This is a genomic window from Brevibacillus sp. FSL K6-0770 (assembly GCF_038000275.1).
GTDB lineage: Bacteria > Bacillota > Bacilli > Brevibacillales > Brevibacillaceae > Brevibacillus > Brevibacillus parabrevis.
On record NZ_JBBOBQ010000001.1, the window covers coordinates 4052302 to 4078767 of the forward strand.

Genomic DNA, 26466 nt, shown 5'->3' on the forward strand with positions numbered 1-26466 from the left:
TTCTACAAAAAGCAAAAAAATCCTACTAGCTATGAAGTGTTTGTCTATTTTGAAAAGAAAGGCATGGGACAATCCATGCAAACAACCCGGCAGCACACAGCCACGCCGGGTCGTTGCCTGTTTTGGTTACTCGGTCAGCTCACGCCAGCTGTCCGCTACTTCGCCTGTTTTGGCTTCCACCTGCAACGCTTCCGTATCCGCCGTCGGCACATACGCGAGCTGCGGAGTGGCAGCTGTCTGCCCGCCGATCTGCGGATAGAAGTACGCAAGGAGCAAAGCAGCATGCTTCAACAACAGCTCTTTGGCTCGCTCCTGACCGATGACCCCTTGTTTGTCCAACGCGGCTGGCATCGCGGCTGTTTCGTTCACCTTTGCTTTGACGACGTTCCCTTTTTTCGCGTCTACTTCGATGGTAAACAGCGGAGTAGACGCGCGGATTCCAGTGGCCTCGGGATAAAAATCGTACTGGTAGAGCGGCCGCACCACATTTTGATCGGCCCATCCGGGCAAGTAGTCAACCGGGCGGGTTTGTTTGACCACAAAGCTCTGTTCCCTGGACAACAAATTCGTTTCTGCAAAACGGAGGGCCAACGCTTTTGCTTCATCTTCACTCAGCGGTTTTTCCCGTTCGCTTTGGGCCGAACCATCCAGGGAAAAGGCAAGCAATGACTTCGATTTCCGCTCTACCAGCACGGAGGCACTCTGGTACATTCTCGCGTTCCACTCGTACAGATCGGTGTCGCGTTTCTTTTGTTTCACGGATGGGGCCTCGAATGTCAGGCTGCTCATTTTCAGCGCGAAGTTCTTCGCAAGCCACTCTTCCATTTTAGTGCGATCGCCCCAGCTTGAGTTGCCAGCGGTTCCTTTCAGCTTGACGGTTTCCGTTGCCGTGACAGTGACTTCCGGGACGATTTCTCCGGTCAGGGCATCCACAACCGGGAGCTTGACCGGCTCGTATACGAGCTTGCCCGCAGCGGTATCGTAAACAAGCTGCACGTCCAGGTCATTGCCCCACGCGCTCGCCGCCTTTTCCAGAGCGATCGCTTTTTTCGGGTCAGTCACCTCTGCCACCAGTGGAAGCTTCTTTTTCTCTTGCCAAAAGTGCACAATCTGTCCCGAAGCATCGATATAGGCGCGACCCATCTCCTTTTTCACCCAGACGCCGTTGAGCACCGGATAAAACGGCACGACTGCCAAGCGGTCGAGTCCCGCTTTCCGATCTGTAGAGAGCCTGGGCTGTGTCGCTATGACGATATGATCAGGCACGTTCTCGCGAATAAAATCCGTCAGCTTTTTGTAGGTTGCTTGTTTGTCCCACTTTTGCTGATCACGGTCAGCGCCATTCAGTTTTAAGGAAGTAATGTTTCCATCTGCATCGACGACGAGATCGAGAAAAATATTTGCGGTAATCACGCTTTTTCGGTCGGACAGAGCAAGGATCGTCTCGGACTTGCTGCCTTTTCCGATCGCATCGACGTGCAGGTCGGACAAAAGCGGCACGTAATCTTCCTTCAAATCGACCAAAAGCTTGCGTATATCGTCAGGCAGCGGAATGACTTCGAGATCAGATTTGCCGTCGTAGGCATAGACAGGTGCCGCTGTTCCAATCGCAGCTCCCGGCACGGCGAGAACTGTCGCCACCAGCATTACTTCAATTATTTTGCTGCTTTTTTTCATAGCAAACTCCTCCTTTGCAAGCCAATCTTGTAGTAAGACGGTACAGGAAGGAAAAGGTTTCAGAAAATTTGTTCGGCACAAAAAAGCCAACTGCCTGATTCGAGCAGTTGGCTTTCTGGTTTTGGTGCTTTTCCTTTTTCATGCTGCCAGATGACGATTAGTAGCCTCGCCAAACTTTTCGTCTGAGCACACCTGCGTACGCCCACTCGTCTTCCTCGCCCATGTCGGCGAGTGTTTGCCCGAGTGCGTTCATTTTGCTGTCGATCTGGTCCAGGTAATGGAACAAGACAGCCGTCGGAGTCTTGCCGGATACGGCGCTTCCCCAGCCGTTCTCCACTTCCCCATGATGACTCAAAATGCAATGTTTGAGATGAAGCACTTCGGCGTCTCCGAGCGGAATGTCCAGCTTGCGGCAAATGCCGCTGACCATCTCGACGCCCATCACCAGATGGCCGATCAGCTGGCCTGGCGTGGTGTAGTCCGGCGCAATCGGGTCTGACAGCTCGTACAGCTTCCCGATATCGTGCAGGATGCAAGTGGCGTAGAGGACATCTCTATCGACCTGCGGATAGAGCGGAAGCAAGCTTTGCGCCGCTGACAGCAAGGAAACGATATGTTCCAGCAGTCCGTGGTAGTAATTGTGGTGCATTTTTACCCCTGCCGGGTACTGCCTCAGCCGCTCGCTGATTTCCTCCGTGGCCAACGCCTCGCGGATAATCGCTCGCAGCGTGTCGCTTTTCAAGCTGTCTACCGTCTGCATGAGCTTCGTCCACAGCTCGTCCACCGGAACCGGGGATACAGGGATCAGCGACTCCATCAACACTTCATCCGATGCGGCTGCCGGGCGAATGCGCTGGATCACCAGCTGCTTTTTCCCGCGGTACATCTGGACGGCGGCGTCGATTTTCACCACAGATTTTACGGCGATCCACTCTTTCATTTCAGGGCTGACATCCCACAGCTTGGCCATGAGCGTGCCGGAGCGATCTCCCAGCTCCAGGTTCAAATACTCGCTCTGGTTGCTCGCCACGCCAGCCTCTTTGCTTTTCACCAGGCAAAAGGCGACGACTCTCTCTCCCTCTTGATAATCCAGCAAATATTTTGTCATTCGTGTCCCATCCTGTTTATTTTTTTCGGAACAGTGTCTCTTCCAGCTTTTTCACGATTTTTTTGCCAACGAGGTCATCTGCCGACTTCACGACCTTCGTAATGACACCGAGCAAGTCTTCCTTGCCATTCCAATGCTCGCGCACGATTTTTTCATCCACGTCCACCAAAATTCGCCGCAGCGCGTAAACTGCCAAAACGACGTCGTCCAAAAGCCCGACGCCGCCGACGAGCGCTTCCGGGATAAAATCGATCGGCGTGATGAAATAAGCGACCGCCACCCCGGCAATCGCCTTGGACTGAACGCCTACCCGCTTGTCCAGAAGCAGACGGGCGAGCAGCACGAACAGATCCGGCGCCAACAAAATATAGTTCGCTGCCGTGTCATTGACGCCCTTGTCTTTGATGAAAGCTTCGATTTTGGCCCGCAGTTTGTCGTAGAAACGCTGATGCACCTCGGGTAATTCTAGCGGAACCAACTGCTCAGGCTCGCGAATCACTGGCAGGTTATTGTCTTGCCGATTCTCTTCACTCATTGCATTCCCCTCCGTTTTTGTTTCTTCAGACTTGCCCGATGCCGCAAATAAGACCAGCCGGCAATGATTGCAAACAATGCGATAAAGAATATAGCCAGATTGCGCGAGATGAGATCGAACAGTTCATCCCAGCGCTCTCCCAACTGCCAGCCCAAGGTGACGAACAACAGGCTCCAAAACAGGCCGCCCGTATACGTGTACAGCAGAAATGTCGGAAACGGAAGTCTCGTAATTCCCGCGAAGTAGGCGGTAAACTGTCGCACCCCAGGGATAAAATAGCCGAGCGGCAGCGCCCATTTTCCTACCCGATTGAACCATTCTTCCGTTTTTTTGTAGACGGTGTACCCCATGCCGAGCCGCTTCCCGTACTTCTCTAAAAAAGGGAAGCCCAGCTTTCGCCCGATCCAGTAGGCCGTCGTCATCGCTGATATCGAGCCGAGAAAGCAGACGAGAAAAGTAGGCCAATAAGCCAGTTGACCTGTCGAAACCAGAAAACCGGAAAAAACGAGCAGCGTTTCTTCTGGCAGCGGCATCCCCAAAATTCCCAGAAAAAACAAGCCAAACAAGGCTCCGTATCCGTATTGCGCAATGTAGTCGCCAAATGTAGTCATCACTTCTGCCATAACTTCCACCACTTTTCTTGCGGGTCTGCCCTCTCCATTATGCCAAAAGATAGCAGCATTCACAAATGAACGCTCCTCTCGGTCGGCGTGGACAAAGGGGTATCAATTTTTGCCAGGAGAACTGGACATACTTGTGTTAATTGGCTTCCCCCAAGCGAAGCCTTTTTTGGGAAAAACAGAACATGAGTTCAGACAAAAGAGAGGCAACTATGTGGAACAAACTGTACCGCAAACTGAAATTCGAATACTACAAGCTGATCAGAATGAAAGGGGCGCCTTCTTTTGTCGCCCGCGGCTTTTCCGTCGGGATTTTTGTCGAGTTCATTACCCTGCCCACCTTCGGCCTCGCTTTTTTGCTGCTCTTTCCGCTGGTCAGGCTGTTTCGCGCCAGCCTGCCTGCGGGTTTGATCGCGTTTGTCATCGGAAAACTCGTGCTGCCTATCTTCATGGTCGTGAACTACAATATTGGGTACGCTTTTGTCGGAAAACCGTTACAGTCTCCCCCCGCCCCTCCGCACGAAGCGTGGCCGCAATGGCTTGTCTGGATGAAAGAAAAAGGGTTGGCCTACTTCACAGGAAGCGCGATTATGGGCCTGGTCGTCGCAGTCGCCAGCTATTTTTTGGTACATGGCGCTCTTCTGATGTATCGCCGGAAAAAACTGCGCCGCTCCGTGACCCACGGCCGCACCTCTCCTTGAAAAAGTCGGCGGCTCCACCGCTTCGCACTAGAAAACTTGGCTGCGCCAAGCCTGCGGCGCAGCCTTAGTTGCACTTATACTGGATAAGAATCTTATATCTGTATAAAAAAGACCGGAACTGACAATTTCTTGTCCGTCCGGTCTTTTTTATGTACGCAATCTTGCGTTACGCCAAGTAGCCTTTATCCCGCAGTTGCTCGATGATTTCTGCAACAGTAGCGTCTTGTTTCAACAGTTCCATCGTAACTTCCACTTGTTCCGGGGACAGGCCGTTCGCTCCGAGGCTTTCTTTTACCAACACGTCGTTAGGACGGCGGAAATACGTTTGCAACGTACGTTTCACGCGGCCTTCGAGGCTCGTTCTCAGCATCAATTCAGTCGTCGACATCTGTTCCACCTCTTTCCTAGAAAGTTTTGTGCGTAACTTCTATTATCGTACAAAACTGCCTAATAATCAACCTGTCAGTGAAACAGCTTCCTTCATCAGCACGATGCGGTTTTGCTCGTGGGAATCTTGCAAATACTGGCCGATCGGCGCACCGTCGTAAGAGATTTGCCGAAAGCTCTCAGCCAGCGCTTCCTCGCCCATCCCCGCCGCTACGCCTTCGAAAATCAGCTTCCGGGCAGCAAGCAAATACTCTTGGTCCCGTCTGATCCGGCGCAAAATTGACTCGCGCCCTTTTGCCGGGACGCCGTGCCCCGGAATGAGCTCTTCAACCTCGCCGTCCACGACCAGCTTTTCAATCGCTTGCAAGCTCGACAAGTACGCGCTGCTGTCGTCCACAAACGGAAATTCCAGGTTGGAAAGCATGTCGCCGACGACCAGCAGTTTTTGCTCGCAAAAGAGCGTCGCCAGCTGATCAACCGTATGGCCGGGAACCGGGATAAACCGCACTTCTTCCCATGCTTCCACCTGCTCGATCAGCTTGTCAAACGCGGGAGGATTCAGCTCGTACGGACGATTCACATAATACGAGCCGTCAAACTTCCTCGCCTTCTGCAGCTTTTTGGCAAGCCGCTCAGGGTCGGTAATTTTTTTGTACCCAATCAGCTTGGCATCGGCAAATCGGGGATAGCCCACAATATGGTCCCAGTCGCCATGCGTCAAGACGAGAACAAGCTCCCGTCCGTTTCGCGCACTTTGCACATACTCGGCAATCGCCTCGATCTCGTGCGGAAAATAGGCCGGGTCAAACAAATACAGTCGGTCAGGCGTCGAAACGACCGCACTCGTCGTCTGCCACAGGCAGCTCGTAAACAGCTTGTAATCGCTCATCTTAAATACCTGGCATCAGGTTGCGTTTGTGTTCGGAGATGCGGTGCAAGTAATCGATGCGCTCTTTTGCTTCCGGTCTGGTTTCTCCGGTAATCAGCAGGCGGTCGAGGTCTTCGTACGTAAAGCCCATTTCCTGCTCATCCGTTTGGCCTTCCCACAAATCGGCGGAAGGAGCTTTCGTAATGATCGCATCCGGCACGCCAAGTGCAGCGGCGAGAATGCGCATTTCGTGCTTGGTCAGGCTCGCTACCGGGTTGAAGTCAGCCAGACCGTCTCCGCCTTTTGTCATGTAGCCGACATGAATCTCGCTGCGGTTGCACGTATCGGCAACCAGATAGCCTTTCTGGTTAGCTACGGCGTACAGCACGGTCATGCGCAGGCGCGCTTTTGTATTTCCTTTTGTCTTGTCGTCGAGCGCGAGCACTCCTTCAATAGCTGGAACAAGCGCATCGTACGCAGCTCCGACATCGACTGTATGCAAATTCATTCCGATCGCTTCAGCCAAACGCTGTGAATCTTCGGCGTGAACGTTTTGCGAATACGCTGGCAGCCAGATGCCAACGACTCGTTCGCGGCCCAGGGCACGCACGCACAAAGCCGCTGTTACGGCGCTGTCGATCCCGCCGGAAATGCCTACGACTACGCCGCCCAGCCCGTTTCCGTCAATCTGCTCGCGAATAAATGCGACGCGTTTTTCGATATCGTCCTTTACATGAATCTGGTAGTTCGCCAGATGTTCTTGAAACTTGTCCACGCTACCTACCCCCAGGTTGTTTAGTTCTTCCTCATCCTACCATGCCGTTTTCACTGTGGCAATTAGCCCCAAACAGGTCTACACTGTATACTGTATAGAGAGCATTTGAACTTACGCGAGGACAAGGAGAGAGTCGATGATTATCCTCAAGACACCCGAAGAAATCGAACTGATGCACGCAGCAGGCAAGATTTTGGCTGCCTGCCATCGCGAGATTGCGAAGATGATTCGTCCTGGGCTAACCACTTGGGAAATTGAACAATTTGTAGAAGAGTTTTTGGCGAGCCACGGCGCAACACCGGAGCAAAAAGGCTTCCACGGCTACCCGTACGCCACCTGCGCTTCCGTTAACGACGTGATTTGCCACGGCTTCCCGAAAAAGGAACCGCTGCGCGATGGAGATATCGTCACGATCGACATGGTTGTGCGCAAAAACGGCTGGCTGGCGGATTCGGCCTGGTCGTACGAAGTGGGCACCGTCTCACCGGAAGCGAAAAAGCTGCTGGAAGTCACGGAAAAATCACTGTACCTGGGCATTGAACAAGCGGTTGTCGGCAACCGGATCGGCGACATTTCCCACGCGATTCAAACGTACGCCCAAGCACAAGGCTACTCGGTTGTGCGCGACTTTACCGGCCACGGAATCGGACAGGAAATGCACGAGGAGCCGTTCGTTCCGCATTTCGGTCCTCCAGGACGGGGTCAGCGCCTGAAAGAAGGCATGGTCATCACGATCGAGCCGATGCTCAATATCGGCACCTACCACGCCACTGTCGATGCCGACGGTTGGACGGCCAGAACCCGCGACGGCAAGCTGTCTGCCCAGTACGAGCACACGATTGCTATTACGGCGAACGGGCCGGTTATTTTGACGAAGCAATAAGTACAGGACTCAGTTGCATTGCTCAATCCATCTGCCAACGAGTCAAGGGTTTGCCTCACCTCACTCCCTTGACTCCGCTGGCTATGGTAAATCTACATTCTCGCCATTTTCATATGGCCCTCCCCATTTCGCCATCAGCAACAGCTCTTTGTCTCCCCATTCCCGTTCTCGGATTCAGGCGTGCAGCAAACTGCTGCAATCTCCCGATGAGTATCTGCATCTGCTTTCGTGTAAAAGAACTCCCACTCGTTTCCATCCGGGTCGTGTACCCAGAATTTATCCTGGGTTGCATAACAGCAGGTAATGTTCCTTTCATCTTTATTCGAAAAAAGATTGCGCTTCTCCAAACGTGTTTTATGGATGAGGACGTCCTCTGTCGAAGCGACTTGAAATCCAAAGTGGCTCACTTGATTCCCGGTCACTTCACGGCTTACATTCAGCGTAAAATTCAAAGCTGGAGAAGACAGAAGAAACTTCGCGTAATCAGGCTTTACTTTGACAGGTTCAGCGTCAAACAGCTTAGAGTAAAACGCGATCGACTTCTCCAGATTTGTTACGTTAATCCCAATATGAGCATACAACATGACTGTTCCTCCTCAATATCAAAAAAATTTGATGTTTTGAATAAAAAAATTTTAGCAACAAGTGTTGCTAGACCGGAACACACAACAAAGCTCTTCGGAAAGAAGGTGATTGATCTGAGTTTCGTTTAGCTGATAGTAGTTCCATGTTCCATCCGTTTCTTTTTGGATGAGATTGGCATCGAGAAGGATCTTGAGATGATAGGACAGTTTGGACTGTGCCATATCCATCACTTCTGCCAAATCACATACACAAACCTTGCCGCGCTGCGTCAGTTCGTACATGATTTGCAGTCGCTTCCGATCCGCAAGAGCTTTAAATTTGGCTTCATATTGTTCAAATGTCCCGCTTATATCTCCTTGCTTCATCCTGTCTCACCTGCATCAACTTTTTTTGATGTATTAACTGTATCACCAAAATCTTGCAAAAGCAACGGATTACATCAATTTTTTTTGATATTGGAAAATGCCCCCGCTTACCTATCCGAGAACCGGGGGCATTTCATGTTATTTTCCTGCTTCCACGAACTGGACGACACGCTTCCTGATGGCATCACGAACGGTTCGGAACTGCTCCTTTACTTCCTCCTCTGTCCCTGTTGCCTTGGCTGGGTCATCGAACCCCCAATGCAGCTTGATTGCGTTTTCGTTCGGGATCAAAGGGCAATTCTCATCTGCATGCCCGCATAACGTAATGACGTAATCCGCTTTTTTCAAAATGACAGGATCAATCTTGTCGGAAGTGTGATGGCTGATATCTACTCCTGCTTCTTTCATCACATCTACAGCCCGGGGATTCAGCCCATGCGCTTCTAGCCCCGCACTCATCACCTCGTACTTTCCCCCGCCAAGCGCTTGTAAAAAACCGTGGGCCATTTGGCTCCTGCAAGAGTTGCCCGTGCAAAGAAAATAGACGAATGCTTTGTTAACCATGTTGGACTCTCCTTTACTTTTGGCCTGGATGAAAATACTTCTTCTGAAACCAAAGTGCCAAATTCACGAGTGCAATCATCACGGGCACCTCTACCAGTGGGCCGATCACCGCAGCAAACGCAGCCCCGGAGTGGAGCCCAAAGACGCCCACGGCAACAGCGATGGCCAATTCGAAATTGTTGCTTGCAGCGGTGAACGCCAGCGTAGAGGTTACTGGATAAGGAGCTCCTGCCTTTTTCCCCATGAAAAACGACACCAAAAACATAATGACAAAGTAAATCAACAGTGGAATCGCAATCCGCACAACATCCAGCGGAAGCGCGACGATGACGTCCCCTTTGATCGAGAACATGACAATGATCGTAAACAGCAGAGCGTTCAACGTGATCGGACTGATTTTTGGGACAAACACGCTCTCGTACCAGGTACGCCCTTTTCGGTGGACCAACGTATAGCGTGTGATCATCCCTGCAAGAAACGGCACCCCCAAATAAATAAAGACGCTTTTGGCTACTTCAGCGATAGTTATGTCAACCACCATCCCCTGCAAACCGAACCACTCTGGCAAAACTGTAATGAAAATGTACGTATAAACGGAATAGAACAAGACCTGAAAGATTGAATTGAAGGCAACCAGTCCCGCCGCGTATTCAGTGTCTCCCTTACAAAGATCGTTCCATACAATGACCATTGCAATGCAGCGAGCGAGCCCAATCATCATGAGACCTACCATGTACTCGGGATAGCCTTGCAAGAAAACAATCGCTAGCACAAACATTAAAATCGGACCAATCACCCAGTTCTGTACAAGGGATAACCCCAGCACTTTCCCGTCGCGAAACACCCGCCCCAATTCTTCATAGCGCACCTTTGCAAGCGGCGGATACATCATCAAAATGAGCCCGATTGCGATCGGAATAGATGTAGTTCCGACCTGAAATTGATTCAGGATGGCAACCGTATCAGGAATGAAAACGCCGACTCCAATTCCGAATGCCATGGCAAGAAATATCCACACGGTCAAATAGCGATCTAGGAAAGACAAACGCTTTCCTGTGTGTTCACCCACTTTTGCCCCTCCTTTCTTACTCGCACGTCACTAGCAAACCTTGCTTACCAAGTTCCTCGATCTCGGCAGAAAGGTCGGGCAATTGACTCAATCCGTATCCTACTTCTGCCAATCTGCTTCGATTCAAGGAATAAATCACCCACTGGCCTTTTCGAGTTTCCGTGACAAATCCAGCAGCCTTGAGCCGCCCGACATGCTTAGATACCGCTGGCTGAGAAATTTTGAAGATCGGAACCAATTCACAAACACAAAAGTCCCGGAGCTTCAATAAAGCAATCATCTTCAGCCTCGTGGGATCGCCCAGCGCTTTTAGACTGTCTGCCAACTCCAAAATGTCCATGCTCCATATCCCTCCTCTCTTCACAAAGAGTATAATATAACTATAAGGTTATGAATTGTTTTTACGGGTTTCTTTACAAATCCTTTACACTGGAACCAGATCGCAAATGTGCTGCCACAGCCGATCGAAACATTGACAGCAGCCTCCCCTCCCCGTAAGATGCAAGTACGTTTGTTACTAACCAGTAACATTCTGACACCCCAAAAGGAGGGTTCCCTTTCCATGGCAAAAACATTGCGCGATATTCCGCTGTCTGTGCTGGATCTCGCTCCTATTGTAGAAGGCAGTACAGCTGCCCAGTCGTTCCAAAACAGCCTTGACCTCGCCCAAAAAGTCGAGAAGTGGGGCTTTCACCGTTACTGGCTCGCGGAGCACCACGCCATGCCCAGCGTCGCCAGCTCTGCTACCTCTGTCCTGATCGGCCACATCGCGGGAGGGACATCGACAATGCGCGTTGGCTCCGGCGGGATTATGCTGCCCAATCACGCCCCACTCGTCATCGCGGAGCAGTTCGGCACTCTCGAATCGCTCTATCCGGGGCGGATTGATCTCGGGTTGGGCCGCGCTCCCGGAGCAGATCAGCGGACGGCGCGTGCGTTGCGACGCGACCTGCGGATTGGCGGGGATGACTTTCCTGAGCTTTTGGAAGAACTGCGCGAGTATTTGCGTCCGCGTACGAGCGATGCTCCCGGTGCCTTGCGCGCCATTCCCGGCGAAGGCTTGAACATTCCGATCTGGCTGCTCGGCTCCAGCGATTTTTCCGCGCGTCTCGCTGGGCTGCTCGGGCTTCCCTTCGCTTTTGCCGGACACTTTTCCCCCAACTACACATTGCCTGCCTTGCAGACATACCGCCACGCCTTCCGCCCTTCCGAGGTATTGTCCGAGCCTTACGCGATGGTGGGCGTCAATGTGATGGCGGCTGATACAAACGAGCTTGCCGAACGATTGGCCACCTCGCACTACCAGGCGTTTCTCAACCTCGTGCGCGGCGACTTGAAACCGATCCAGCCGCCCGTGGACAATATGGATGAGCTGTGGAGCGAGTTTGAGAAACTTTCGGTGCAGGCCCAACTCCGCTCCTCAATCGTGGGCGCCCCGGATACCGTGAAAAGCAAACTGTCTGAGCTTTTGGAAGCGACCCAGGCGGACGAGCTGATGATTACGACGCAAATGTACCGCCACGCCGATCGGGTGCGTTCTTTCGAGATCGTCGCGGATATTTGGAAATCGTAACAGAGAGCAGGACGCTGCCATGACCACAAGCAAACGAACCAGGGTGCCCCGCGCCAAAGCGCAAGAAATCATTTTGAACGCAGCCGAAGAACTGTTTTACCAGGAAGGCATCCATGCCGTCAGTGTAGACGCTATCGTGGAACGTGCCGGACTGAACAAAATGAGCGTCTACCGCCAGTTTTCCTCGAAGTCAGACTTGATTTTGGCCTACATGCAAAAGAAGCAGACCGTTTTCTGGCAAGAGTGGGAGCAAAGCATGGCCAAGCATCCCGACCAGCCTCGGGAGCAATTGATCCAGTTTTTTGCCGACCTGGCTGCCAAGGCGTCTTCCCCGGAATTTCGCGGCTGCTGCTTCATCAACGTCTCGATCGAGTTTCCCGACACCGCCCATCCGGTTCGCGAACTGGTTTGCACGCATCAGAAACGGATTTCGGATGCCTTCCTGGAACGCACAACGGCGCTTGGTGCCGCGAATCCATGTGAGTTGGCCTACACACTGATGCTGTTGATGGAAGGAACGTACGCCGACAGTCAGACGTACGGAACAGACAGCGCCGCCATCCGGATGGTGCCGACGATTGTGGAAAAGCTGCTCGACGCCTCGCCTCGCGAATAAAAGACAGGACGCAAAAAAGTGGCTGACTGCCGTTTGGGCGGTCGCCACTTTCTCTGTTTTCACAAGCCCGCATCCTTTTTTACGCGCATCCTTAATGCTGGCCGCTTGTTGCGTACTTCTCTTTGTTGGTCATTTCTTCCAAGGCTTTTACGTCTTTCTCCAGCTCTTGGATGTCTTCTTCAATCAGCTTTTTCAGGTGCTGCTTTTCCCGCAAAACTTTGCGAGTCTGCTCCAGACGCTGATTCAAATCGAACACGCCGAGATACACTGCCGTTCCCTCCCTATGTACATTCTCCACCTTACATGTTATGCACCGGGATGCCGAAGTTGACTGGATTTCCGCCAATAATTTTCCTCAGCCAGTTGCGCCCGAACAGCTTGCCTTTTCGCCAAAAGAAAAAGGCTCCCCGTGCCAAGTGGACAAGGAACCCTTTTTGCTGCTTACAAGCCTCTGTATTTGCTCAGTTCTTCCCGCAAACGATGCACTTCCTGCACCAGCGCCTGTTTCTCCAGACGGTCAATTTCCGAATCGAGATCGTTCATCCGCGAATGTCCAGCCTTCGGAGTGTCGTACAAGCCAAATCCGTCACCGGCAAATGCCCAGCTCGGTTCTTTTGGCATGATCATCGCCATGAGCAGATAGATCAGGATCGGAAATCCTGTACAAACAGTCAAAATGACAACGCCTACACGTACAAGCGTCGAATCAACCCGCAAAAACTGGGCAATGCCTCCACAAACCCCAAACAGTCGCTTGTCTTGCGAAGAGCGGTATAAACGTCTTTCCATGGGAACCAATCCTTCCTCTACAATATCCGCTTGCCTTATATGTATTAAGGATACCCTAGTGCGTAGCGCGGCAAAATGGCCCATAGAGGGATTTGTCCTCAGCCCCTAGACGGATATCGGCTTTTCGCGTATGAAAACCGCGCAGAATAGTCACGCTACTAACGAGGTGAAGCATGATGCGGTTTCTTCTGTTCCTCTTCACAGGCTTGCTCCTTGGCGGCTGTACGGCTGATGGGCAGGAACGCTCCTACATCCAAAGCGATCGGAATTTGTACTACCAGCAAAGCGTCGTTCACCCGCTGGGCCAGGAGCCGAACGCCACTCCTTATGGCACGCCTGCCAATGCCGGGACTTCCTCCGATTACGACAGCTGGATCAGACCCGATGCCATTTCCCGTTATCCCGGTCTGAACTAGCGAACAAGAGAACGCCAAAAACCGTTCCAGCTGCCTGCCGGAACGGTTTTTCTCTGTCTACAAGCGCGATTACTTGGATGCAGGGTCAGGCTCGTAGACGGGACGCGGGCGGTCAAACAAATCTCCCAAAGTGGCATACGTATGCCCTGCCAGCCTGCTTACGGGTGCGAAGGCATGGGCGTCAATTCGCCCGGCGTGATACAGCTCGTCGGCTACATGTACGTGCACAACTTCCCCGATGATCAGGTCGGATGTAGTCGGACTTCCCAACTCGACGACCTGGTGCAGCTTGCATTCAAAATGAATCCGCGATGCCAAAAGTCTTGGAACCGCAACAACCGACGAAGGAGCAACGGCAAGGCCGAGTGCGTCGACCTCGCTCACTTGTGGCGGATAGTCGGCAGATGTCTGGTTGACGGCGTCCACATTGTGAACATCCACCATGTTGACGACAAACTCGCCCGTCTCCACGATGTTTTGCGCCGTATCTTTGCGGACGCTGCCCGGCTTGCGCATGACAGCGACAGACACCATCATCGGCTCGATGCTCGCCACATTGAAATAGCTGAAAGGAGCGGCGTTGATGACACCGTTGCCATCCTGCGAAGTCACCCAGGCGATAGGCCGGGGAATGATGCAGCCGATCAACAGTTTGTACTTCTCCTGCCTTTGTAACTCGTCAATCCTGATTTCCATCGTGATCCCGCCTTTTTTACGCGAAAAACGTCTCGACGTTATTTATGGTAAGTGATGCGACCACTTGCGATCAACCGTAACGCTCACGGCCGCTTTTGTGTTCACTCGGACGGCAGCCAGCTCGACATGTACGCTTCGTCCTCCACTGCCAACGCTTCTTTTGTGACGTAAAGCGGCTGGAACGTATCCAGCATGACCGCCAGCTCCATCGTTTCCTTTTTGCCGATGCTCGCCTCGATTTTGCCCGGGTGCGGCCCGTGCGGAATGCCCATCGGGTGCAGTGTGATCGATCCTTCGTATACGCCTTTTCGGCTCATGAAGTTGCCATCCACATAGTATAACACCTCGTCGCTCTCCACATTACTGTGGTAGTACGGAGCGGGGATCGCCTGCGGATGGTAGTCGTACATCCGCGGCACGAACGAGCAGATGACAAAATTTTGTCCGGCAAACGTCTGATGCACCGGAGGCGGCTGATGGATGCGCCCGGTAATCGGCTCAAAATCGTGAACACTCAGCGCGTACGGATACAAGTAGCCATCCCAGCCTACGACGTCAAACGGATGGAAGTCGAAAAAGTAGCTGTAGACAACGGATTGGCGCTTGACGCGCACTTCGAACTGGCCGCTCTCTACGTGTGTCACCAGCTTTTCCGGTACGCGAATGTCCCGTTCGCAAAAAGGGGAATGTTCCAACAATTGACCGTGCTCGTTGCGATAGCGCTTCGGAGGGACGATTTCGTTTTGCGATTCAATCACCAAAAAGCGGCTCTGCACACTGGGCACGATCCGATACGTCGTGCCGATCGGAATGACCAAATAATCTCCGGGACGGTAGGTAATCGTGCCGAAGATCGTTTGCAGCTCGCCCTCTCCCTCGTGCACAAACACGACTTCGTCGCCGTCTGCATTGCGGTAAAAGTAATCCATCGGCTCTGTCGGCGAACAAACGCCCATGACTACATCGCTGTTCCCCAGCAAGTAGCGGCGGCCAAAAACCGGATCGCCTCCTTGTGCCAGGTCAAACGTTTTGAAATGCTGGTGCTTCAAATCCGCCTGCTCTACAAATTCCAAGCGCACATCCGCATATTTGCGCGTCTCGCGCACTTGCGTCGGCGGGTTGTGATGGTACAAAATCGACTGGATGCCAGAGAACCCTTTCGTTCCCATTACTTGCTCGCGGTACAGCTGGCCGTCCGGTTTGTAAAAAGTCGTGTGCCGTTTTTGCGGCAATTCTCCCATGCGGTGATAAAAAGCCATCCTGCTTCCCCCTCTATTATCGTGATTCGCTGATCGTATTTCTGAGCACGCCCAGGCGCTCTACTTCAAGCTCTACCACGTCGCCCGGCTTGAGCCATCCGTATTGCTCCGGCCCCAGCTCCAGAATGCAGCCAGTGCCCACTGTCCCGGAACCGATGACATCGCCCGGATACAGCATGCAATCTTGCGAGGCCCTGGCGATCATTTCCGCAAACGTATAGTGGATGTCGAGCAAATTGCCGCGGGAATACTCCACGCCGTTCACCCGCGCCACCATCGTCAGATCGTAGCGCTCGCCTTTTGCTCCCGCTACTCGTACATCCTCCAGCTCTTCCGGCGTAACGAGCCACGGCCCCATCGAAGTAGCGAAGTCTTTGCCTTTTGCTGGCCCAAGCCCGACCTTGACCTCTTCACGCTGAATGTCGCGGGCACTCCAATCGTTGAGGATGCAAAAGCCTGCTATATGCTCGTGGGCACGCTCTGGCGGAATATCTGCCCCTGCCTTGCCAATCACGCACGCGACTTCCAGTTCATAGTCGAGCCATTCTGTCGCTTTTGGCTGCTGGATGCTCGCGTCCGGCCCCAAAAAGGCTGCTGCATTGGAAAAGTAAAAGACCGGGAACCGATACCACTCGGGAATCATATCCAGTCCGCGCCGTGCCCGGGCTGTCTTCACATGCGCTTCAAAGGCGTAAAAATCGCGAAAGCTCGCCGGGCGCGGCAATGGCGAGCCGAGGAACACGTCCTCTGTGGCCAGACCCGTTGCTTGCACGTCTGCGCTTTGCGCAAGCGTCAGCAAACGCCCTTTCCATTCCTCCCACTGTTCCAACAATCCCAGCAGCGTATCGGGTGCGCCCGGCAGCGCCTGCGCGATGTCTGTGATTTTGCCTTCCGCAAGCAGTCCGGCGCGCCACGCTCCCCTGTCGATTTGTCGATAGGAAACCAGTTTCATGCGCTTCCCTCCTTCCTTTTGTTGCACAAAAAAACCCAGCTCGCCCCCGTTCGCTCAAATCGGTGCATGACAAAGGAAAGGGGTGTCCCTGTATCTTGTCAAAAGCTCCGAAACGTGCGTCAGGCGCAAGCTGGGTCTGTCTGCTACCGAAAAAAATCTTGCGGGATTTTTCCCCGCAGACAACCAGCTGTTTCCACAGCTTATTTGTTTGTTTCTTCTATCATATCGAAAACGCTTTCTGCTTTCCACAGAAATTTGCCGAATTTTTTTGCGACTTCTTTCTAGCTGCCCGCAGGCCGTTCCGGGAAAAACGTTCGCAGCAATTGCTGCATATCCGCTGGCAATGGCTCGGCAAATTCCATAGGCTCGTTGCTGCGCGGGTGAACAAAAGACAGTCTTGCCGCGTGAAGCGCCTGTCTTCCGATATGCTCCCGTCCGCCCAGGTAAAGGTCGTCGCCTGCAAGCGGATGACCGACGCTTTGCATATGTACCCGAATCTGATGCGTACGGCCTGTCTCCAGCTTCAGCTCCAGCAACGTCATGCCCTCACCGCGAGCCAGTACCCGATAATGCGTAACAGCCGATTGACCGTCTGGCCGGATTTGCCTCGTGATAAACGAATTTTCCGCAAGCCCGATTGGCGAATCAATCGTGCCTGCATCGTTCGCAACGATCCCTTCGGCAATCGCCTGATAAAAGCGCTGGAGCGTCCGCTCTTGCTGCATGCGGCTGAACTGCTCGTGCGCCCACTGGTTTTTGGCGACAATCATCAAGCCTGACGTATCTTTGTCCAGGCGGTTGACTGCGCGAAACCGCCGCGCTTCGCCCCGCTTTTTCCAATAGGCAATCACCCCGTTGGCAAGCGTACCTGACGGATGGTTGCCTGTCGGGTGCACGACCAGTCCAGCCGGCTTGGCGATGACCAGCAAATCGTCGTCCTCATAACGAATGCAGAGCGGCATTTCCTCAGGAGCTACCGTCTCTTCTGTTTCTTCTTCGACCATGACAGCCACTTCGTCTCCGGCTTGCAGCTTTTCATTCACGAACACGAGGACTCCGTTGCGCGTAATCGTTCCTTTGAATTTGGCACGGATCAGCAAGCGGCGCGACACACCGTAACGCTTTTGCAGCACATCCCGCACCGTTTGTCCTGCATCTATCTCATCCGCTGTAAAGCGTATCAATTCTTCCTGCATGTTGTCTCTCCTTTGGGATTTTCCCTGTTGTCCAGTATAGCAAAAAGTCCCGGTGAGTAGACAACCTTTGCGAGGTTAAAGCGGGCGATTTTCCCTGACCTCAATCACAAAAGCATGTCCCGCATCGCCTTGGCTCCACTGCCCGCGAACGTCAAACAAATACCAGCCCGGCTGCTCGGGAGCCTTCCATTGGTTTCCGTTTTCAAGGAGCTGTTCGATCCGCTTCGAGCCGATCCATTGCGCGACCGTAAGAGACTCCGTCGTGGGCGGCGGCGAATATGTAACGGTTAGCATGGCGCCGGGATTCACTTGCAACGGCTTGGGCTTTTGTTCCCCAATCACTTCCGGCGGAGCGGCCATATCCATGCAGACACCCTCGTTTTCGTAGTTCCAGCAGTATGAGGTCGGAACCGTCACGGCTGTTTTGCCTTTCCACGCGATGACAGGCGCGGGCGGTTGGGCCAGCTCTTGAAAAGACGACTGATTGAGCATGCCAAGCTGACAGCCTGTCAGCAGCAAGACAGCTGCCATGTACAGCGGGGCTATCTTTTCTACCTTTTTCATCCAATCACCTCTATTATGAGACGCGAAAAAGAGCGGTTCGTTTCAACCGCTCCTGGCAATTTGTGCTATCGCTTTATCGAACACGTACAGTGGAAGGAAACCAACTATCGCAGCGTCTTGATGAGCAAACAGCTGACGCCCTCATAAAGCCCGGCTTCCTACTGCCACACACTCGCCGGGATGGAAAAGGCACGGGACATTTCCGCCAGGTACGCATCGAGCTGCTCGGCGGGATTGTGTACCGCCTGGCCGTGACATACTTCCAGCCGAAGCGGGTTCAACTCTCGCACGATTCGGCTGCTTTTCACCGCTTCTGTCATGTCGGCCGTAAACATCGGCATCGGGCGGTGCAGTTTTCCCCGCTTGGAGGTAAACAGATCACCTGCCAGCAGGACGCGATCTTGCTCGTGGTAGTAGACGACGTGACCAGGTGAATGCCCTGGCGTGAGGTACGGCTTGAGTCCAGCGATCGCAGCCAGTCCTCCGTCCTCTGTTTCCGCGAGCGGCTTCGCCAGGCCCGGCTGAACGTTCTTTTCCAGCTTTTTGCGGCGCGGATACAGCTCTCTGCCTTCCATGTACGGAATCTCGATCCGATGGGCATACACCGGAACGGGCATCGTTTCCACCAGCCGCTTGACGGCTCCTACGTGATCGGAATGGCCGTGCGTCAACAAAATTTGCTTCAATGGCCCTACTCCCTGTTTTTGCAGAAACGCCGCAATGCCTTTTGCCATGAACGGCATCCCCGCATCAACCAGCGTCACGCCGTCCTCTTCTACCACCGCCCAGACACGAACCGGAATCAACATCCAGCTGCGAATGCACCAGATGTGCTTGGAGATTTGCTCGATCTTCATTTTTCACCACTCCTTGTCATCGTTTGTTTGCTGCCCGCGAGGATGACGTCCACAGCCAGATCGAACGTCGGCGCCAATCTGCCTAGCAACTCTTCCAGCGATTCCTCCGAATGGGTATACGTCCCGACGATGCCGTGCAACGTATAAAAATAAATCCGTGCATACGCCAAAGCTTCCTCTTCCCCGACCTCAGGCGGCAAGCAGAGCAACACGGCTTTTCTCAACAGCCCGAACAAGTGCGTGCGCAGCGCTTGAAGCTCTTGTTCCGGCTCTTCTTCGTCTATGCGCGATGCTTTGATCATGAAAAACAGCGTGTACATGTTGCGATTCCCCAGGCAAAAGCGGATGAACTGGCGACTGATTTCACGCAGTTTTTCCTCGGATGACCGCTTTTCATCCGCAAGCGCAGCTTCCATTTCCTGTGCCAACGTTTGCAGCGGCCCTTTGGAAAGCTGATGCAGAAGCGCTTCCTTGTCTTTGAAATAAATGTAGAGCGTCGTATGTGAACAGCCTGCCGCCTTGGCGATTTCCCGAATCGAGACGGCCTCGAAGCCCCGCTCCGCGAAAAGTTGTGTCGCGGCCGCGAGAATCGCCCGCTTCGTTTCCTCTGATCGCACTTCCTGTCTGCTTGCCATGCAAGACTCCACTCCTGACTTCCACCGAACAAAATAACCAGTGGTTAGTAACCATTGGTTATAATATAACCATTGGTTACTAAAATCGTCAACACATTTTTGCAGCTCCCCAAAAAACAGGCGCCGCCTGGACAAAACAATCCAAAACAAAAACCCCCTCCTCGTCTCCATAGACGAAAAGGGGGTCTGACTCTCAGCAGATTGCTTGCGAAAAAGCTTACTTCGCAGCTTTTGCAGCAGCGATTGCCGCTTCGTAGTTTGGATGCTCACCAGCAGCAGCCACATACTCCGCATGAACCACTTTGTCATTTGCATCGATTACGAATACAGCGCGGGACAGCAGACGAAATTCCTTGATCGCTACGCCGTAAGCTGTACCGAAGGACAGGTCTTTGTGGTCGGATACAGTTTTCACTTTGTCGATGCCAGCAGCACCGCACCAGCGGTTTTGCGCGAATGGCAGGTCAACGGAAACAGTCAGAACTGTTACGCCTTCCAGACCGGCAGCCTCTTCGTTGAAACGACGAGTTTGCGCGTCGCAAACACCTGTGTCGATGGATGGGATTACGGAGATGATGCGAACGGTTCCTTTGGAATCGTCCAGAGTTACAGGGGACAGGTCGCCGCCTACTACGGTGAAGTTAGGAGCAGTATCTCCCACTTTGATTTCCGGACCGAGCAGGGTAACAGGACCCCCTTTGAAAACAAATGCGCCTTGACGCTCAACAGCAGTTGTCATGATTTCTTCCTCCTCACCAATACTTTCATATGTACCTCATTTATCATACCCTATCATTCACTTTTTTTCACTATGCCAATAGTAGAAATTACAGATTCACTTGCACTTTCCCGGAAGCTTTGGCATCCACCTTGACGATGCGCTTCACTTCGTGCTCATACTCCCAGTCTGTTTTCGCGTTCAGCTCGTGGCAACGCATCAGCGCATGGTAAAGCGCGAAGCCAAAATCGACATGCTTCATCTCGTAGCGCGTAGCGTGTGCCTTTGGCAGTGCCGTATTGAAAATCTCGATCTGATACGTAGCCTTTTCCCGCTTCTCCCTGACCGGGACGATGTAGCCCATCTGCTTCAGGACAAATCCGTAGTCAAACTCGCCCTCGTCGTCAAAGTCAATCGTATCGTCGGACGTCGCCAGACATTCCAGCAGCGTGCCCATATCCAGCATGTCAAAGCAGGCCGGCTTGGGCAGCGCCAATACCGAGCCATCCTGATTCACGAAGTAAATATGGTCGCGATAGTGAAAGATCAGCTCATCCTCGGGAACTTCCTCCGTGAACATCCAAAAGCTTTGCGGAATAAGCAAGCGCCAGATTTGCGCAGGTTTCGCGTTCATCAATTCCATGGCAGGGTCCCTCCTTTTCCCTACCAGTTTTGGCAAAACGCGCCTCTGCTATTCAGCCCGCTCCATGAAGGCGCGCCAGTCTCCGTGCTCCACTCTGGTCCCGACCCGCTTCACATAGGCTTCATCCAAATAGCGGTAAACGTACACCTCTACCTCTTGCCCAGTCTCTCGGACACAGGCTGTTACGGGAATCCGCTCGTACTCGTTTCGCGAGTCTCCCTCGCCGTAGTAGGTTTCCAGCTCGTCGAGACCAGCCAGCGCCTTTTCGTACACCTCAGGGGCAAAATCGACGATCTCGCCTGCCACTTCTCCCGCGTCTGTCATGAGCAAGCCGGGGTAGCCTTCTGGCAAATGATAGATTTCCCCCTTGATCGTCGCCCTTGTTTTGGTATGCGAAAACGGTTTGATATAACCGCTGTCATTATGAAAGCCGGACAATAATGTGCCATAGACGAAAACAGGCAGTTGCTTTGGCAAAACGATTCACTCCAGTCAGTTGGCTTATGTTGTAAAAGAAAAAAGGGTGTCTTGTATCACGAAAATTTTGTATATTTATGCTATATATAATTTTTTCATGTCTCTCAAAGAGACAAAGGGGGAGAGAAATTTGGAAAAGAGAAAGATTAATCGGCTGCTGGTAGCAAACCGCGGAGAAATTGCGATTCGCATTTTCCGTGCGGCTACCGAGCTGGGCATCCGTACTGTAGCGATTTACTCTGAGCAAGACAACGTCTCGATTCATCGTTTCAAAGCGGACGAGTCCTATTTGGTCGGTGCCGGAAAAGGCCCGATCGAAGCTTACCTGGACATCGACAGCATCATCGAGATCGCCAAGCGCAACGATATCGATGCGATCCACCCCGGCTATGGATTCCTCGCCGAAAACGCCGATTTCGCCAAACGCTGCCAGGAGGAAGGAATTATTTTCATCGGTCCTTCTTCCGAGTTGATCGAGAAATTCGGAGACAAGGTCGAAGCGAGAAAGCTTGCCATCGAAGCACAAATCCCGGTCATTCCAGGCACGCCGGAGCCGATTGAGACTTTGCAGGAGGCCCTGCTGTTCGCCAAGGAATACGGCTATCCGATCATCATCAAAGGCGTCTCCGGCGGTGGCGGTCGCGGGATGCGCATCGTCCGCAGCCAGGACGAGCTGCAAGACTCGCTTGATCGCGCCCGTTCAGAAGCGCGTTCCTCCTTCGGCAACGCCAAAGTATACCTGGAGCGCTATCTGGAGCAGCCAAAGCATATCGAAGTGCAAATTCTCGGCGACAACCACGGAAACATCGTGCACTTGTTCGAACGCGATTGCTCGGTGCAACGACGCCATCAAAAAGTGGTCGAAGTGGCGCCAAGCCTTTCTCTCGACGATAGCCTGCGCGAAGAAATTTGCCAGGCAGCTCTCACCCTGATGAAAAAAGCTGGCTATTCCAACGCAGGGACGGTCGAGTTTTTGCTCACGCCGGACAAGCGCTTTTATTTTATTGAAGTCAATCCGCGGATTCAAGTGGAACATACGATCACCGAGCTGATTACCGGCATCGATATCGTGCAGTCGCAAATTCGCGTCGCGGAAGGACACGCCCTCTCCGATCCGGAAATCGGGATCGCCTCGCAGTCCCAGATTCAAATGAGCGGCTATGCGATCCAGTGTCGCGTAACGACAGAAGATGCAGAAAACAACTTCCTGCCAGACGCGGGCCGTCTGTCAGCCTGGCGTTCCGGCGGCGGCTTCGGCGTCCGGCTCGACGGCGGAAACGGCTACCCTGGCGCGATTATTACACCGTTCTACGACTCCTTGCTGGTGAAAATCTCCACGTACGGAACCAGCTTTGATCAAGCTGCGCGCAAAATGCTGCGTACGCTGCGGGAGTTCCGCATCCGCGGTGTGAAAACCAACTTGCCTTTCCTGGAGAATGTCGTCACACACCCTGATTTCCTCAGCGGCAACTACGACACCTCCTTCATTGATACAAAACCGGAACTGTTCGTGTTCCCCGGCCGTCAGGACAGGGGTTCCAAATTACTATCGTACATCGGCAATACGATTGTCAACGGCTATCCGGGCATGGCAAAGCCGGACAAAAAGCCGCACTTTGACTCGCCGCGCATTCCGCGCACACCGTTTACCCAACCGTACCCGGATGGAACAAAGCAAATTTTGGACAAAGACGGAGCGGATGGCCTGGTTCGCTGGATTCAGGAGCAAAAGCAGGTGCTCGTAACCGATACGACATTCCGCGATGCCCACCAGTCGCTGTTTGCCACGCGCGTGCGCACGTACGACCTCGCGTCGATTGCCGAAGCGACGGGCAAGCTTGGCTCGGGACTGTTCTCTTTGGAAATGTGGGGCGGCGCTACGTTTGACACCTCCATGCGCTTTTTGCAGGAATCGCCTTGGGAGCGGCTGCAGATTTTGCGCCAGCGCATCCCGAATGTGCTGTTCCAGATGCTTTTGCGCGGGGCAAACGGGGTTGGCTACACGAACTACCCGGACAACGTCATCCATGCGTTCGTCAAGGCTTCGGCGGAAAACGGCATTGATGTCTTCCGCATCTTCGACAGCCTGAACTGGCTGCCAGGCATGCAGACGGCCATCGACGCCGTGCGCGAAACAGGCAAGGTGGCGGAAGCGGCGATTTGCTACACAGGCGACATCCTCGACCCGAGCAAAACGAAATACACGCTGTCCTACTACGTCAACCTGGCGAAAGAACTGGAAAAAGCAGGCGCGCACATTTTGGCGATCAAGGATATGGCCGGATTGCTGAAGCCTTACGCCGCTTACGAGCTGGTTCGCGCCTTGAAACAGGAAATCGGCATTCCGATTCACCTGCACACGCACGATACGTCTGGCAACGGTGCGGCCATGCTGCTCAAAGCCGTCGAAGCAGGAGTCGATATCGTCGACGCGTGCGTCAGCTCCATGTCGGGCTTGACCTCGCAGCCAAGCCTCAACGGATTGATCGCGAGCCTCGCCCATACCGAACGCGAGACGGGTTTGTCGCTTGATTCGTTCAACAAGCTGTCCGATTACTGGGAAGATGTCAGACCGTACTACCAAGGCTTTGAAAGCGGCATGAAAGCGAGCAATACCGAAGTATACGTGCATGAAATGCCAGGCGGTCAGTACACCAATCTGGAGCAGCAGGCAAAAGCTGTCGGCTTGGAAGGCCGTTGGGACGAAGTCAAGCACATGTACGCCGTCGTCAACCAAATGTGCGGGGATATCGTCAAAGTCACTCCGTCTTCGAAAGTCGTCGGCGATCTGGCCTTGTTCATGGTGCAAAACAACCTGAACGAAGAAAATATTTGGGAGAAAGGCGAACGCCTCGACTTCCCTGATTCCGTCATTCAGTTTTTCCAAGGCTATCTGGGTCAACCGCCAGGCGGCTTCCCGAAAAAGCTGCAAGAACTCGTGCTGAAAGGCCGCGATGCCTTTACAGCTCGTCCTGGAGAGTTGCTTGCGCCGATCGACTTCGCCCAGGTGACATCGGAGCTGGCAGAAAAAATCGGCCGCGAGCCGAGCGAGTTGGATGTGCTCTCGTACATCATGTATCCGCAGGTTTACTTGCAATTTGACCAGCGCCTGAAAGAATACGGCGATCTGTCTGTCCTGAACACGTCGACGTTCTTCTACGGCCTACGTCCCGGCGAGGAAACAGCCATCACGATTGAGCGTGGAAAAACGTTGATCATCAAGCTGGTTGCTGTCGGCGAGCTTCATCCGGATGGCCGCCGCATCATTTACTTCGAGCTGAACGGTCAGCCGCGGGAAATCTTCGTCCGCGATCAGTCGGCAAAAGTCTCGGAGACGATCCGCAGAAAAGCAGACTCGCAAAATTCCGCTCACCTCGGTGCTTCCATGCCAGGCAAAGTATTGAAGGTACTCGTGGCGGAGGGCGACAAAGTCCGCAAAGGCGAACACCTTCTCGTCAGCGAAGCGATGAAAATGGAGACGACCATCCAGGCACCGCAGGACGGAAAAGTCAAAGCCGTTTACGTAAAAGCGGGCGAAGCGATCGAAACTGGCGATCTGCTCATTGAAATGGAGTAGTCATCGTCTATAATGGAGAGTAACAGACGATGGTTTCCATCGAAATCCAATTGTTCGTGGTGAGGTGATCGACTTGAAATTGGACCGAGTCAGCCAAATTCCTTACAGCTCCCGAGTCGGCCGCTATCATTTTCAAATGGTTCAGGCGAAGCTCAGCTCTCCTGTCGAGCCGATTTTCGGATATAGTCTGCAGCCTTACTATACCCGGCAGCAACAGTGGAAGGCTGATCTCTCCGATTCCTTGTCCCGCCTGTACCGCTGTTTTGCTGACCTGGATCAAGCTGCCCAAGAGTTTGACCCCGCGCGACCGGAAAGTGCCATCAATCAGCGCGCTGTCGTCTCCTCTCAACCGGAGGCGGCAGCTGTCAAACCCGGTCCGCGAGCAACGAACGGCACGCACCGTCTGTCCATCGGCTCCTTGGCGCGTGGACAGACCAACACAGGCACAGCATTGCCGGATGACTTCCCGACGCTTGTCACAGAAGGCCCGCAGCAGTTTAGCCTGCGGCAGGGGGAGCAAGAGGAGTTCTTTTCCTATTATTCGCATGGCAATGACACTCACGCAGACAGCCTGCGTTCCGCTGCGGAAGCACTGCGCAACAGCTCGCTTCCTGTAGATGTCCGCCAGAAATACGAAGGGCAGTATGTAGCGTTGAGCGTTTCTTCGCGCAAAACAGGAGCCGGCGAGTCTTTTGCCTTGCAGGATGTGAGCGGAAATACGATCCGTGTGCTCGGCCTTGACCGCGCGACGACAAGCGCCGCTGACGCTGTGTTTGTGTGGAATGGAAGGCGGGATTCAAGCCCCTCCAACCACGTTTGGCTCACGAACGATGCCGTACAAGTCTCCATGCTTCAAACAACAGCTACAGACATTGTCATCGAGATTGCGCCTGACTACGATCGGCTTTTGCAAAAGACGCACGCGTTCGTCAACCGCTACAACCAGTTGCACGACTTTTTGACAGAGCAGGCATCTGCCTTGTCATCGCAAAAGCTTGATCCGTTCGCACACGTAACCCGAGCGTCCAGAGGAACACTCGACCGTTACGGGCTTGGCTTTCGCAAAGATGGATTGTTGTCCTTCGATGAGCAAGTTTGGCGTGAAGCCACTTCTGCGCATGTTTCCGGCTTTGTCGACGAAATGACTCGCCTCTCCCGCGCGATTCGCGAAGAGGTCGTCAAGGTGCAGAGCAAGCCGTTTGGCTCGTTCTCCCAAGCCTACGCAGCCGCAACCTCGGCCAATCCGTACTACAACACTTCCGCTTCGGGAATGAACTACCGCTACGTGGCGCAAACAGGCTTGTTCCTCAACCAATTGTGGTAGAGAAGTGTGCTGATGAAAGCAAAAAACAGGTATGCCC

General features: G+C 53.3%; 31 protein-coding genes. 7 read left to right on the plus strand and 24 right to left on the minus strand.

Annotation, left to right across the window (positions count from 1 at the left end; translation table 11 throughout):
* Positions 1-126: 126 nt before the first annotated feature.
* The 4 genes from NST23_RS19215 to NST23_RS19230 all read right to left on the minus strand — a co-directional run bounded on the left by NST23_RS19215 (position 127) and on the right by NST23_RS19230 (position 3943).
* Complete coding sequence (locus NST23_RS19215; protein ID WP_340964395.1) at positions 127-1677, minus strand: hypothetical protein; 1551 nt, start codon at positions 1675-1677, stop codon at positions 127-129.
* 157 nt (positions 1678-1834) lie between these two features.
* Complete coding sequence (locus NST23_RS19220; RefSeq protein ID WP_122964793.1) at positions 1835-2785, minus strand: 3'-5' exoribonuclease YhaM family protein; 951 nt, start codon at positions 2783-2785, stop codon at positions 1835-1837.
* 16 nt (positions 2786-2801) lie between these two features.
* Positions 2802-3320 (minus strand): YkvA family protein, encoded by a 519-nt coding sequence (locus NST23_RS19225; protein ID WP_063230064.1) that lies wholly within the window; start codon positions 3318-3320, stop codon positions 2802-2804.
* Positions 3317-3943: a DedA family protein gene (locus NST23_RS19230; protein ID WP_122964791.1), complete on the minus strand. Its 627-nt coding sequence runs from the start codon at positions 3941-3943 to the stop codon at positions 3317-3319. Before NST23_RS19230 ends, NST23_RS19225 begins: the two co-directional genes overlap by 4 nt.
* 209 nt (positions 3944-4152) lie before the next feature.
* Here NST23_RS19230 and NST23_RS19235 point away from each other — a divergent pair, with 209 nt between their 5' ends.
* Positions 4153-4641, plus strand: coding sequence for a DUF2062 domain-containing protein (locus NST23_RS19235; protein ID WP_122964790.1), 489 nt, complete (start codon positions 4153-4155; stop codon positions 4639-4641).
* A gap of 166 nt (positions 4642-4807) precedes the next feature.
* Here NST23_RS19235 and NST23_RS19240 read toward each other — a convergent pair whose 3' ends face one another.
* From NST23_RS19240 to nadE, 3 genes are all read right to left on the minus strand, one after another.
* Positions 4808-5029, minus strand: a complete 222-nt coding sequence (locus tag NST23_RS19240) for a hypothetical protein (protein WP_063230062.1) — start codon at positions 5027-5029, stop codon at positions 4808-4810.
* 66 nt (positions 5030-5095) lie between these two features.
* Positions 5096-5917, minus strand: a complete 822-nt coding sequence (locus tag NST23_RS19245) for an MBL fold metallo-hydrolase (RefSeq protein WP_340964397.1) — start codon at positions 5915-5917, stop codon at positions 5096-5098.
* Between the two features lies 1 nt (position 5918).
* The gene (nadE, locus tag NST23_RS19250) at positions 5919-6671 is read right to left on the minus strand and encodes an NAD(+) synthase (RefSeq protein WP_122964788.1); all 753 of its coding nucleotides are present in this window, start codon (positions 6669-6671) and stop codon (positions 5919-5921) included.
* A 136-nt stretch (positions 6672-6807) separates the two neighbouring features.
* Here nadE and map point away from each other — a divergent pair, with 136 nt between their 5' ends.
* Entirely contained in the window at positions 6808-7554 is a 747-nt protein-coding gene (gene map, locus NST23_RS19255; RefSeq protein WP_122964787.1) for a type I methionyl aminopeptidase, read from the plus strand.
* Between the two features lie 134 nt (positions 7555-7688).
* Here the strand turns inward: map and NST23_RS19260 are convergent, their stop codons facing one another.
* From NST23_RS19260 to NST23_RS19280, 5 genes are all read right to left on the minus strand, one after another.
* Entirely contained in the window at positions 7689-8138 is a 450-nt protein-coding gene (locus NST23_RS19260; protein ID WP_173599602.1) for an ArsI/CadI family heavy metal resistance metalloenzyme, read from the minus strand.
* Positions 8139-8189: 51 nt separating this feature from the next.
* On the minus strand, positions 8190-8489 hold the full coding sequence (locus NST23_RS19265; RefSeq protein WP_122964842.1) for an ArsR/SmtB family transcription factor: 300 nt from the start codon (positions 8487-8489) through the stop codon (positions 8190-8192).
* A gap of 153 nt (positions 8490-8642) precedes the next feature.
* On the minus strand, positions 8643-9068 hold the full coding sequence (gene arsC / locus NST23_RS19270) for an arsenate reductase (thioredoxin) (protein ID WP_122964785.1): 426 nt from the start codon (positions 9066-9068) through the stop codon (positions 8643-8645).
* 13 nt (positions 9069-9081) lie between these two features.
* Positions 9082-10137, minus strand: coding sequence for an ACR3 family arsenite efflux transporter (arsB, locus tag NST23_RS19275; RefSeq protein WP_122964784.1), 1056 nt, complete (start codon positions 10135-10137; stop codon positions 9082-9084).
* 16 nt (positions 10138-10153) lie between these two features.
* On the minus strand, positions 10154-10477 hold the full coding sequence (locus NST23_RS19280; RefSeq protein WP_122964783.1) for an ArsR/SmtB family transcription factor: 324 nt from the start codon (positions 10475-10477) through the stop codon (positions 10154-10156).
* A gap of 222 nt (positions 10478-10699) precedes the next feature.
* Here NST23_RS19280 and NST23_RS19285 point away from each other — a divergent pair, with 222 nt between their 5' ends.
* Complete coding sequence (locus NST23_RS19285; protein WP_122964782.1) at positions 10700-11710, plus strand: LLM class flavin-dependent oxidoreductase; 1011 nt, start codon at positions 10700-10702, stop codon at positions 11708-11710.
* A 19-nt stretch (positions 11711-11729) separates the two neighbouring features.
* Positions 11730-12326, plus strand: a complete 597-nt coding sequence (locus NST23_RS19290) for a TetR/AcrR family transcriptional regulator (RefSeq protein WP_122964781.1) — start codon at positions 11730-11732, stop codon at positions 12324-12326.
* A gap of 91 nt (positions 12327-12417) precedes the next feature.
* On the opposite strand, the gene NST23_RS19295 is transcribed toward NST23_RS19290, so the two are convergent.
* Entirely contained in the window at positions 12418-12594 is a 177-nt protein-coding gene (locus NST23_RS19295) for a hypothetical protein (RefSeq protein WP_167470310.1), read from the minus strand.
* Between the two features lie 173 nt (positions 12595-12767).
* On the minus strand, positions 12768-13115 hold the full coding sequence (locus NST23_RS19300; RefSeq protein WP_122964780.1) for a PspC domain-containing protein: 348 nt from the start codon (positions 13113-13115) through the stop codon (positions 12768-12770).
* A gap of 173 nt (positions 13116-13288) precedes the next feature.
* Between NST23_RS19300 and NST23_RS19305 the strand changes: the two genes are divergently transcribed.
* Positions 13289-13531 (plus strand): hypothetical protein, encoded by a 243-nt coding sequence (locus tag NST23_RS19305; RefSeq protein WP_233454156.1) that lies wholly within the window; start codon positions 13289-13291, stop codon positions 13529-13531.
* Between the two features lie 69 nt (positions 13532-13600).
* Here NST23_RS19305 and NST23_RS19310 read toward each other — a convergent pair whose 3' ends face one another.
* From NST23_RS19310 to NST23_RS19355, 10 genes are all read right to left on the minus strand, one after another.
* The gene (locus NST23_RS19310; protein ID WP_122964778.1) at positions 13601-14227 is read right to left on the minus strand and encodes a flavin reductase family protein; all 627 of its coding nucleotides are present in this window, start codon (positions 14225-14227) and stop codon (positions 13601-13603) included.
* A 101-nt stretch (positions 14228-14328) separates the two neighbouring features.
* Positions 14329-15486 (minus strand): homogentisate 1,2-dioxygenase, encoded by a 1158-nt coding sequence (locus NST23_RS19315; RefSeq protein ID WP_122964777.1) that lies wholly within the window; start codon positions 15484-15486, stop codon positions 14329-14331.
* 16 nt (positions 15487-15502) lie between these two features.
* A complete protein-coding gene (locus tag NST23_RS19320) occupies positions 15503-16438 on the minus strand; it encodes a fumarylacetoacetate hydrolase family protein (RefSeq protein ID WP_122964776.1) in 936 nt (311 codons plus the stop codon).
* Positions 16439-16719: 281 nt separating this feature from the next.
* Positions 16720-17634: an RluA family pseudouridine synthase gene (locus NST23_RS19325; RefSeq protein WP_122964775.1), complete on the minus strand. Its 915-nt coding sequence runs from the start codon at positions 17632-17634 to the stop codon at positions 16720-16722.
* A gap of 75 nt (positions 17635-17709) precedes the next feature.
* A complete protein-coding gene (locus NST23_RS19330) occupies positions 17710-18198 on the minus strand; it encodes a hypothetical protein (RefSeq protein ID WP_122964774.1) in 489 nt (162 codons plus the stop codon).
* Between the two features lie 158 nt (positions 18199-18356).
* A complete protein-coding gene (locus tag NST23_RS19335; protein WP_281868016.1) occupies positions 18357-19055 on the minus strand; it encodes an MBL fold metallo-hydrolase in 699 nt (232 codons plus the stop codon).
* Positions 19052-19690 carry a TetR/AcrR family transcriptional regulator gene (locus tag NST23_RS19340; protein ID WP_173597796.1) on the minus strand — a complete coding sequence of 213 codons (639 nt, stop codon included), beginning with the start codon at positions 19688-19690 and terminating at the stop codon, positions 19052-19054. Before NST23_RS19340 ends, NST23_RS19335 begins: the two co-directional genes overlap by 4 nt.
* A gap of 217 nt (positions 19691-19907) precedes the next feature.
* On the minus strand, positions 19908-20429 hold the full coding sequence (gene tpx / locus NST23_RS19345; RefSeq protein WP_122964771.1) for a thiol peroxidase: 522 nt from the start codon (positions 20427-20429) through the stop codon (positions 19908-19910).
* 88 nt (positions 20430-20517) lie between these two features.
* Entirely contained in the window at positions 20518-21051 is a 534-nt protein-coding gene (locus tag NST23_RS19350) for a hypothetical protein (protein WP_173597798.1), read from the minus strand.
* A 48-nt stretch (positions 21052-21099) separates the two neighbouring features.
* Positions 21100-21528 (minus strand): gamma-glutamylcyclotransferase family protein, encoded by a 429-nt coding sequence (locus NST23_RS19355; RefSeq protein WP_122964769.1) that lies wholly within the window; start codon positions 21526-21528, stop codon positions 21100-21102.
* 130 nt (positions 21529-21658) lie between these two features.
* On the opposite strand from NST23_RS19355, the gene pyc reads away from it, so the two are divergent.
* Together pyc and fliD are read left to right on the plus strand one after the other, a co-directional pair.
* Complete coding sequence (gene pyc / locus NST23_RS19360) at positions 21659-25105, plus strand: pyruvate carboxylase (protein WP_122964768.1); 3447 nt, start codon at positions 21659-21661, stop codon at positions 25103-25105.
* 64 nt (positions 25106-25169) lie between these two features.
* A complete protein-coding gene (gene fliD / locus NST23_RS19365) occupies positions 25170-26429 on the plus strand; it encodes a flagellar filament capping protein FliD (protein WP_274874133.1) in 1260 nt (419 codons plus the stop codon).
* Positions 26430-26466: the final 37 nt, after the last annotated feature.

Excerpts from the sequence above, each read along its gene's own strand:
- NST23_RS19215 (WP_340964395.1), bottom strand. The coding sequence starts at position 1,677 with ATGAAAAAAAGCAGCAAAATAATTGAAGTAATGCTGGTGGCGACAGTT.
- NST23_RS19220 (WP_122964793.1), bottom strand. The coding sequence starts at position 2,785 with ATGACAAAATATTTGCTGGATTATCAAGAGGGAGAGAGAGTCGTCGCC.
- NST23_RS19225 (WP_063230064.1), bottom strand. The coding sequence starts at position 3,320 with ATGAGTGAAGAGAATCGGCAAGACAATAACCTGCCAGTGATTCGCGAG.
- NST23_RS19230 (WP_122964791.1), bottom strand. The coding sequence starts at position 3,943 with ATGGCAGAAGTGATGACTACATTTGGCGACTACATTGCGCAATACGGA.
- NST23_RS19235 (WP_122964790.1), top strand. The coding sequence starts at position 4,153 with ATGTGGAACAAACTGTACCGCAAACTGAAATTCGAATACTACAAGCTG.
- NST23_RS19240 (WP_063230062.1), bottom strand. The coding sequence starts at position 5,029 with ATGTCGACGACTGAATTGATGCTGAGAACGAGCCTCGAAGGCCGCGTG.
- NST23_RS19245 (WP_340964397.1), bottom strand. The coding sequence starts at position 5,917 with ATGAGCGATTACAAGCTGTTTACGAGCTGCCTGTGGCAGACGACGAGT.
- map (WP_122964787.1), top strand. The coding sequence starts at position 6,808 with ATGATTATCCTCAAGACACCCGAAGAAATCGAACTGATGCACGCAGCA.
- NST23_RS19260 (WP_173599602.1), bottom strand. The coding sequence starts at position 8,138 with ATGTTGTATGCTCATATTGGGATTAACGTAACAAATCTGGAGAAGTCG.
- arsC (WP_122964785.1), bottom strand. The coding sequence starts at position 9,068 with ATGGTTAACAAAGCATTCGTCTATTTTCTTTGCACGGGCAACTCTTGC.
- NST23_RS19280 (WP_122964783.1), bottom strand. The coding sequence starts at position 10,477 with ATGGACATTTTGGAGTTGGCAGACAGTCTAAAAGCGCTGGGCGATCCC.
- NST23_RS19285 (WP_122964782.1), top strand. The coding sequence starts at position 10,700 with ATGGCAAAAACATTGCGCGATATTCCGCTGTCTGTGCTGGATCTCGCT.
- NST23_RS19290 (WP_122964781.1), top strand. The coding sequence starts at position 11,730 with ATGACCACAAGCAAACGAACCAGGGTGCCCCGCGCCAAAGCGCAAGAA.
- NST23_RS19300 (WP_122964780.1), bottom strand. The coding sequence starts at position 13,115 with ATGGAAAGACGTTTATACCGCTCTTCGCAAGACAAGCGACTGTTTGGG.
- NST23_RS19305 (WP_233454156.1), top strand. The coding sequence starts at position 13,289 with ATGATGCGGTTTCTTCTGTTCCTCTTCACAGGCTTGCTCCTTGGCGGC.
- NST23_RS19310 (WP_122964778.1), bottom strand. The coding sequence starts at position 14,227 with ATGGAAATCAGGATTGACGAGTTACAAAGGCAGGAGAAGTACAAACTG.
- NST23_RS19315 (WP_122964777.1), bottom strand. The coding sequence starts at position 15,486 with ATGGCTTTTTATCACCGCATGGGAGAATTGCCGCAAAAACGGCACACG.
- NST23_RS19320 (WP_122964776.1), bottom strand. The coding sequence starts at position 16,438 with ATGAAACTGGTTTCCTATCGACAAATCGACAGGGGAGCGTGGCGCGCC.
- NST23_RS19325 (WP_122964775.1), bottom strand. The coding sequence starts at position 17,634 with ATGCAGGAAGAATTGATACGCTTTACAGCGGATGAGATAGATGCAGGA.
- NST23_RS19330 (WP_122964774.1), bottom strand. The coding sequence starts at position 18,198 with ATGAAAAAGGTAGAAAAGATAGCCCCGCTGTACATGGCAGCTGTCTTG.
- NST23_RS19335 (WP_281868016.1), bottom strand. The coding sequence starts at position 19,055 with ATGAAGATCGAGCAAATCTCCAAGCACATCTGGTGCATTCGCAGCTGG.
- NST23_RS19340 (WP_173597796.1), bottom strand. The coding sequence starts at position 19,690 with ATGGCAAGCAGACAGGAAGTGCGATCAGAGGAAACGAAGCGGGCGATT.
- tpx (WP_122964771.1), bottom strand. The coding sequence starts at position 20,429 with ATGACAACTGCTGTTGAGCGTCAAGGCGCATTTGTTTTCAAAGGGGGT.
- NST23_RS19350 (WP_173597798.1), bottom strand. The coding sequence starts at position 21,051 with ATGGAATTGATGAACGCGAAACCTGCGCAAATCTGGCGCTTGCTTATT.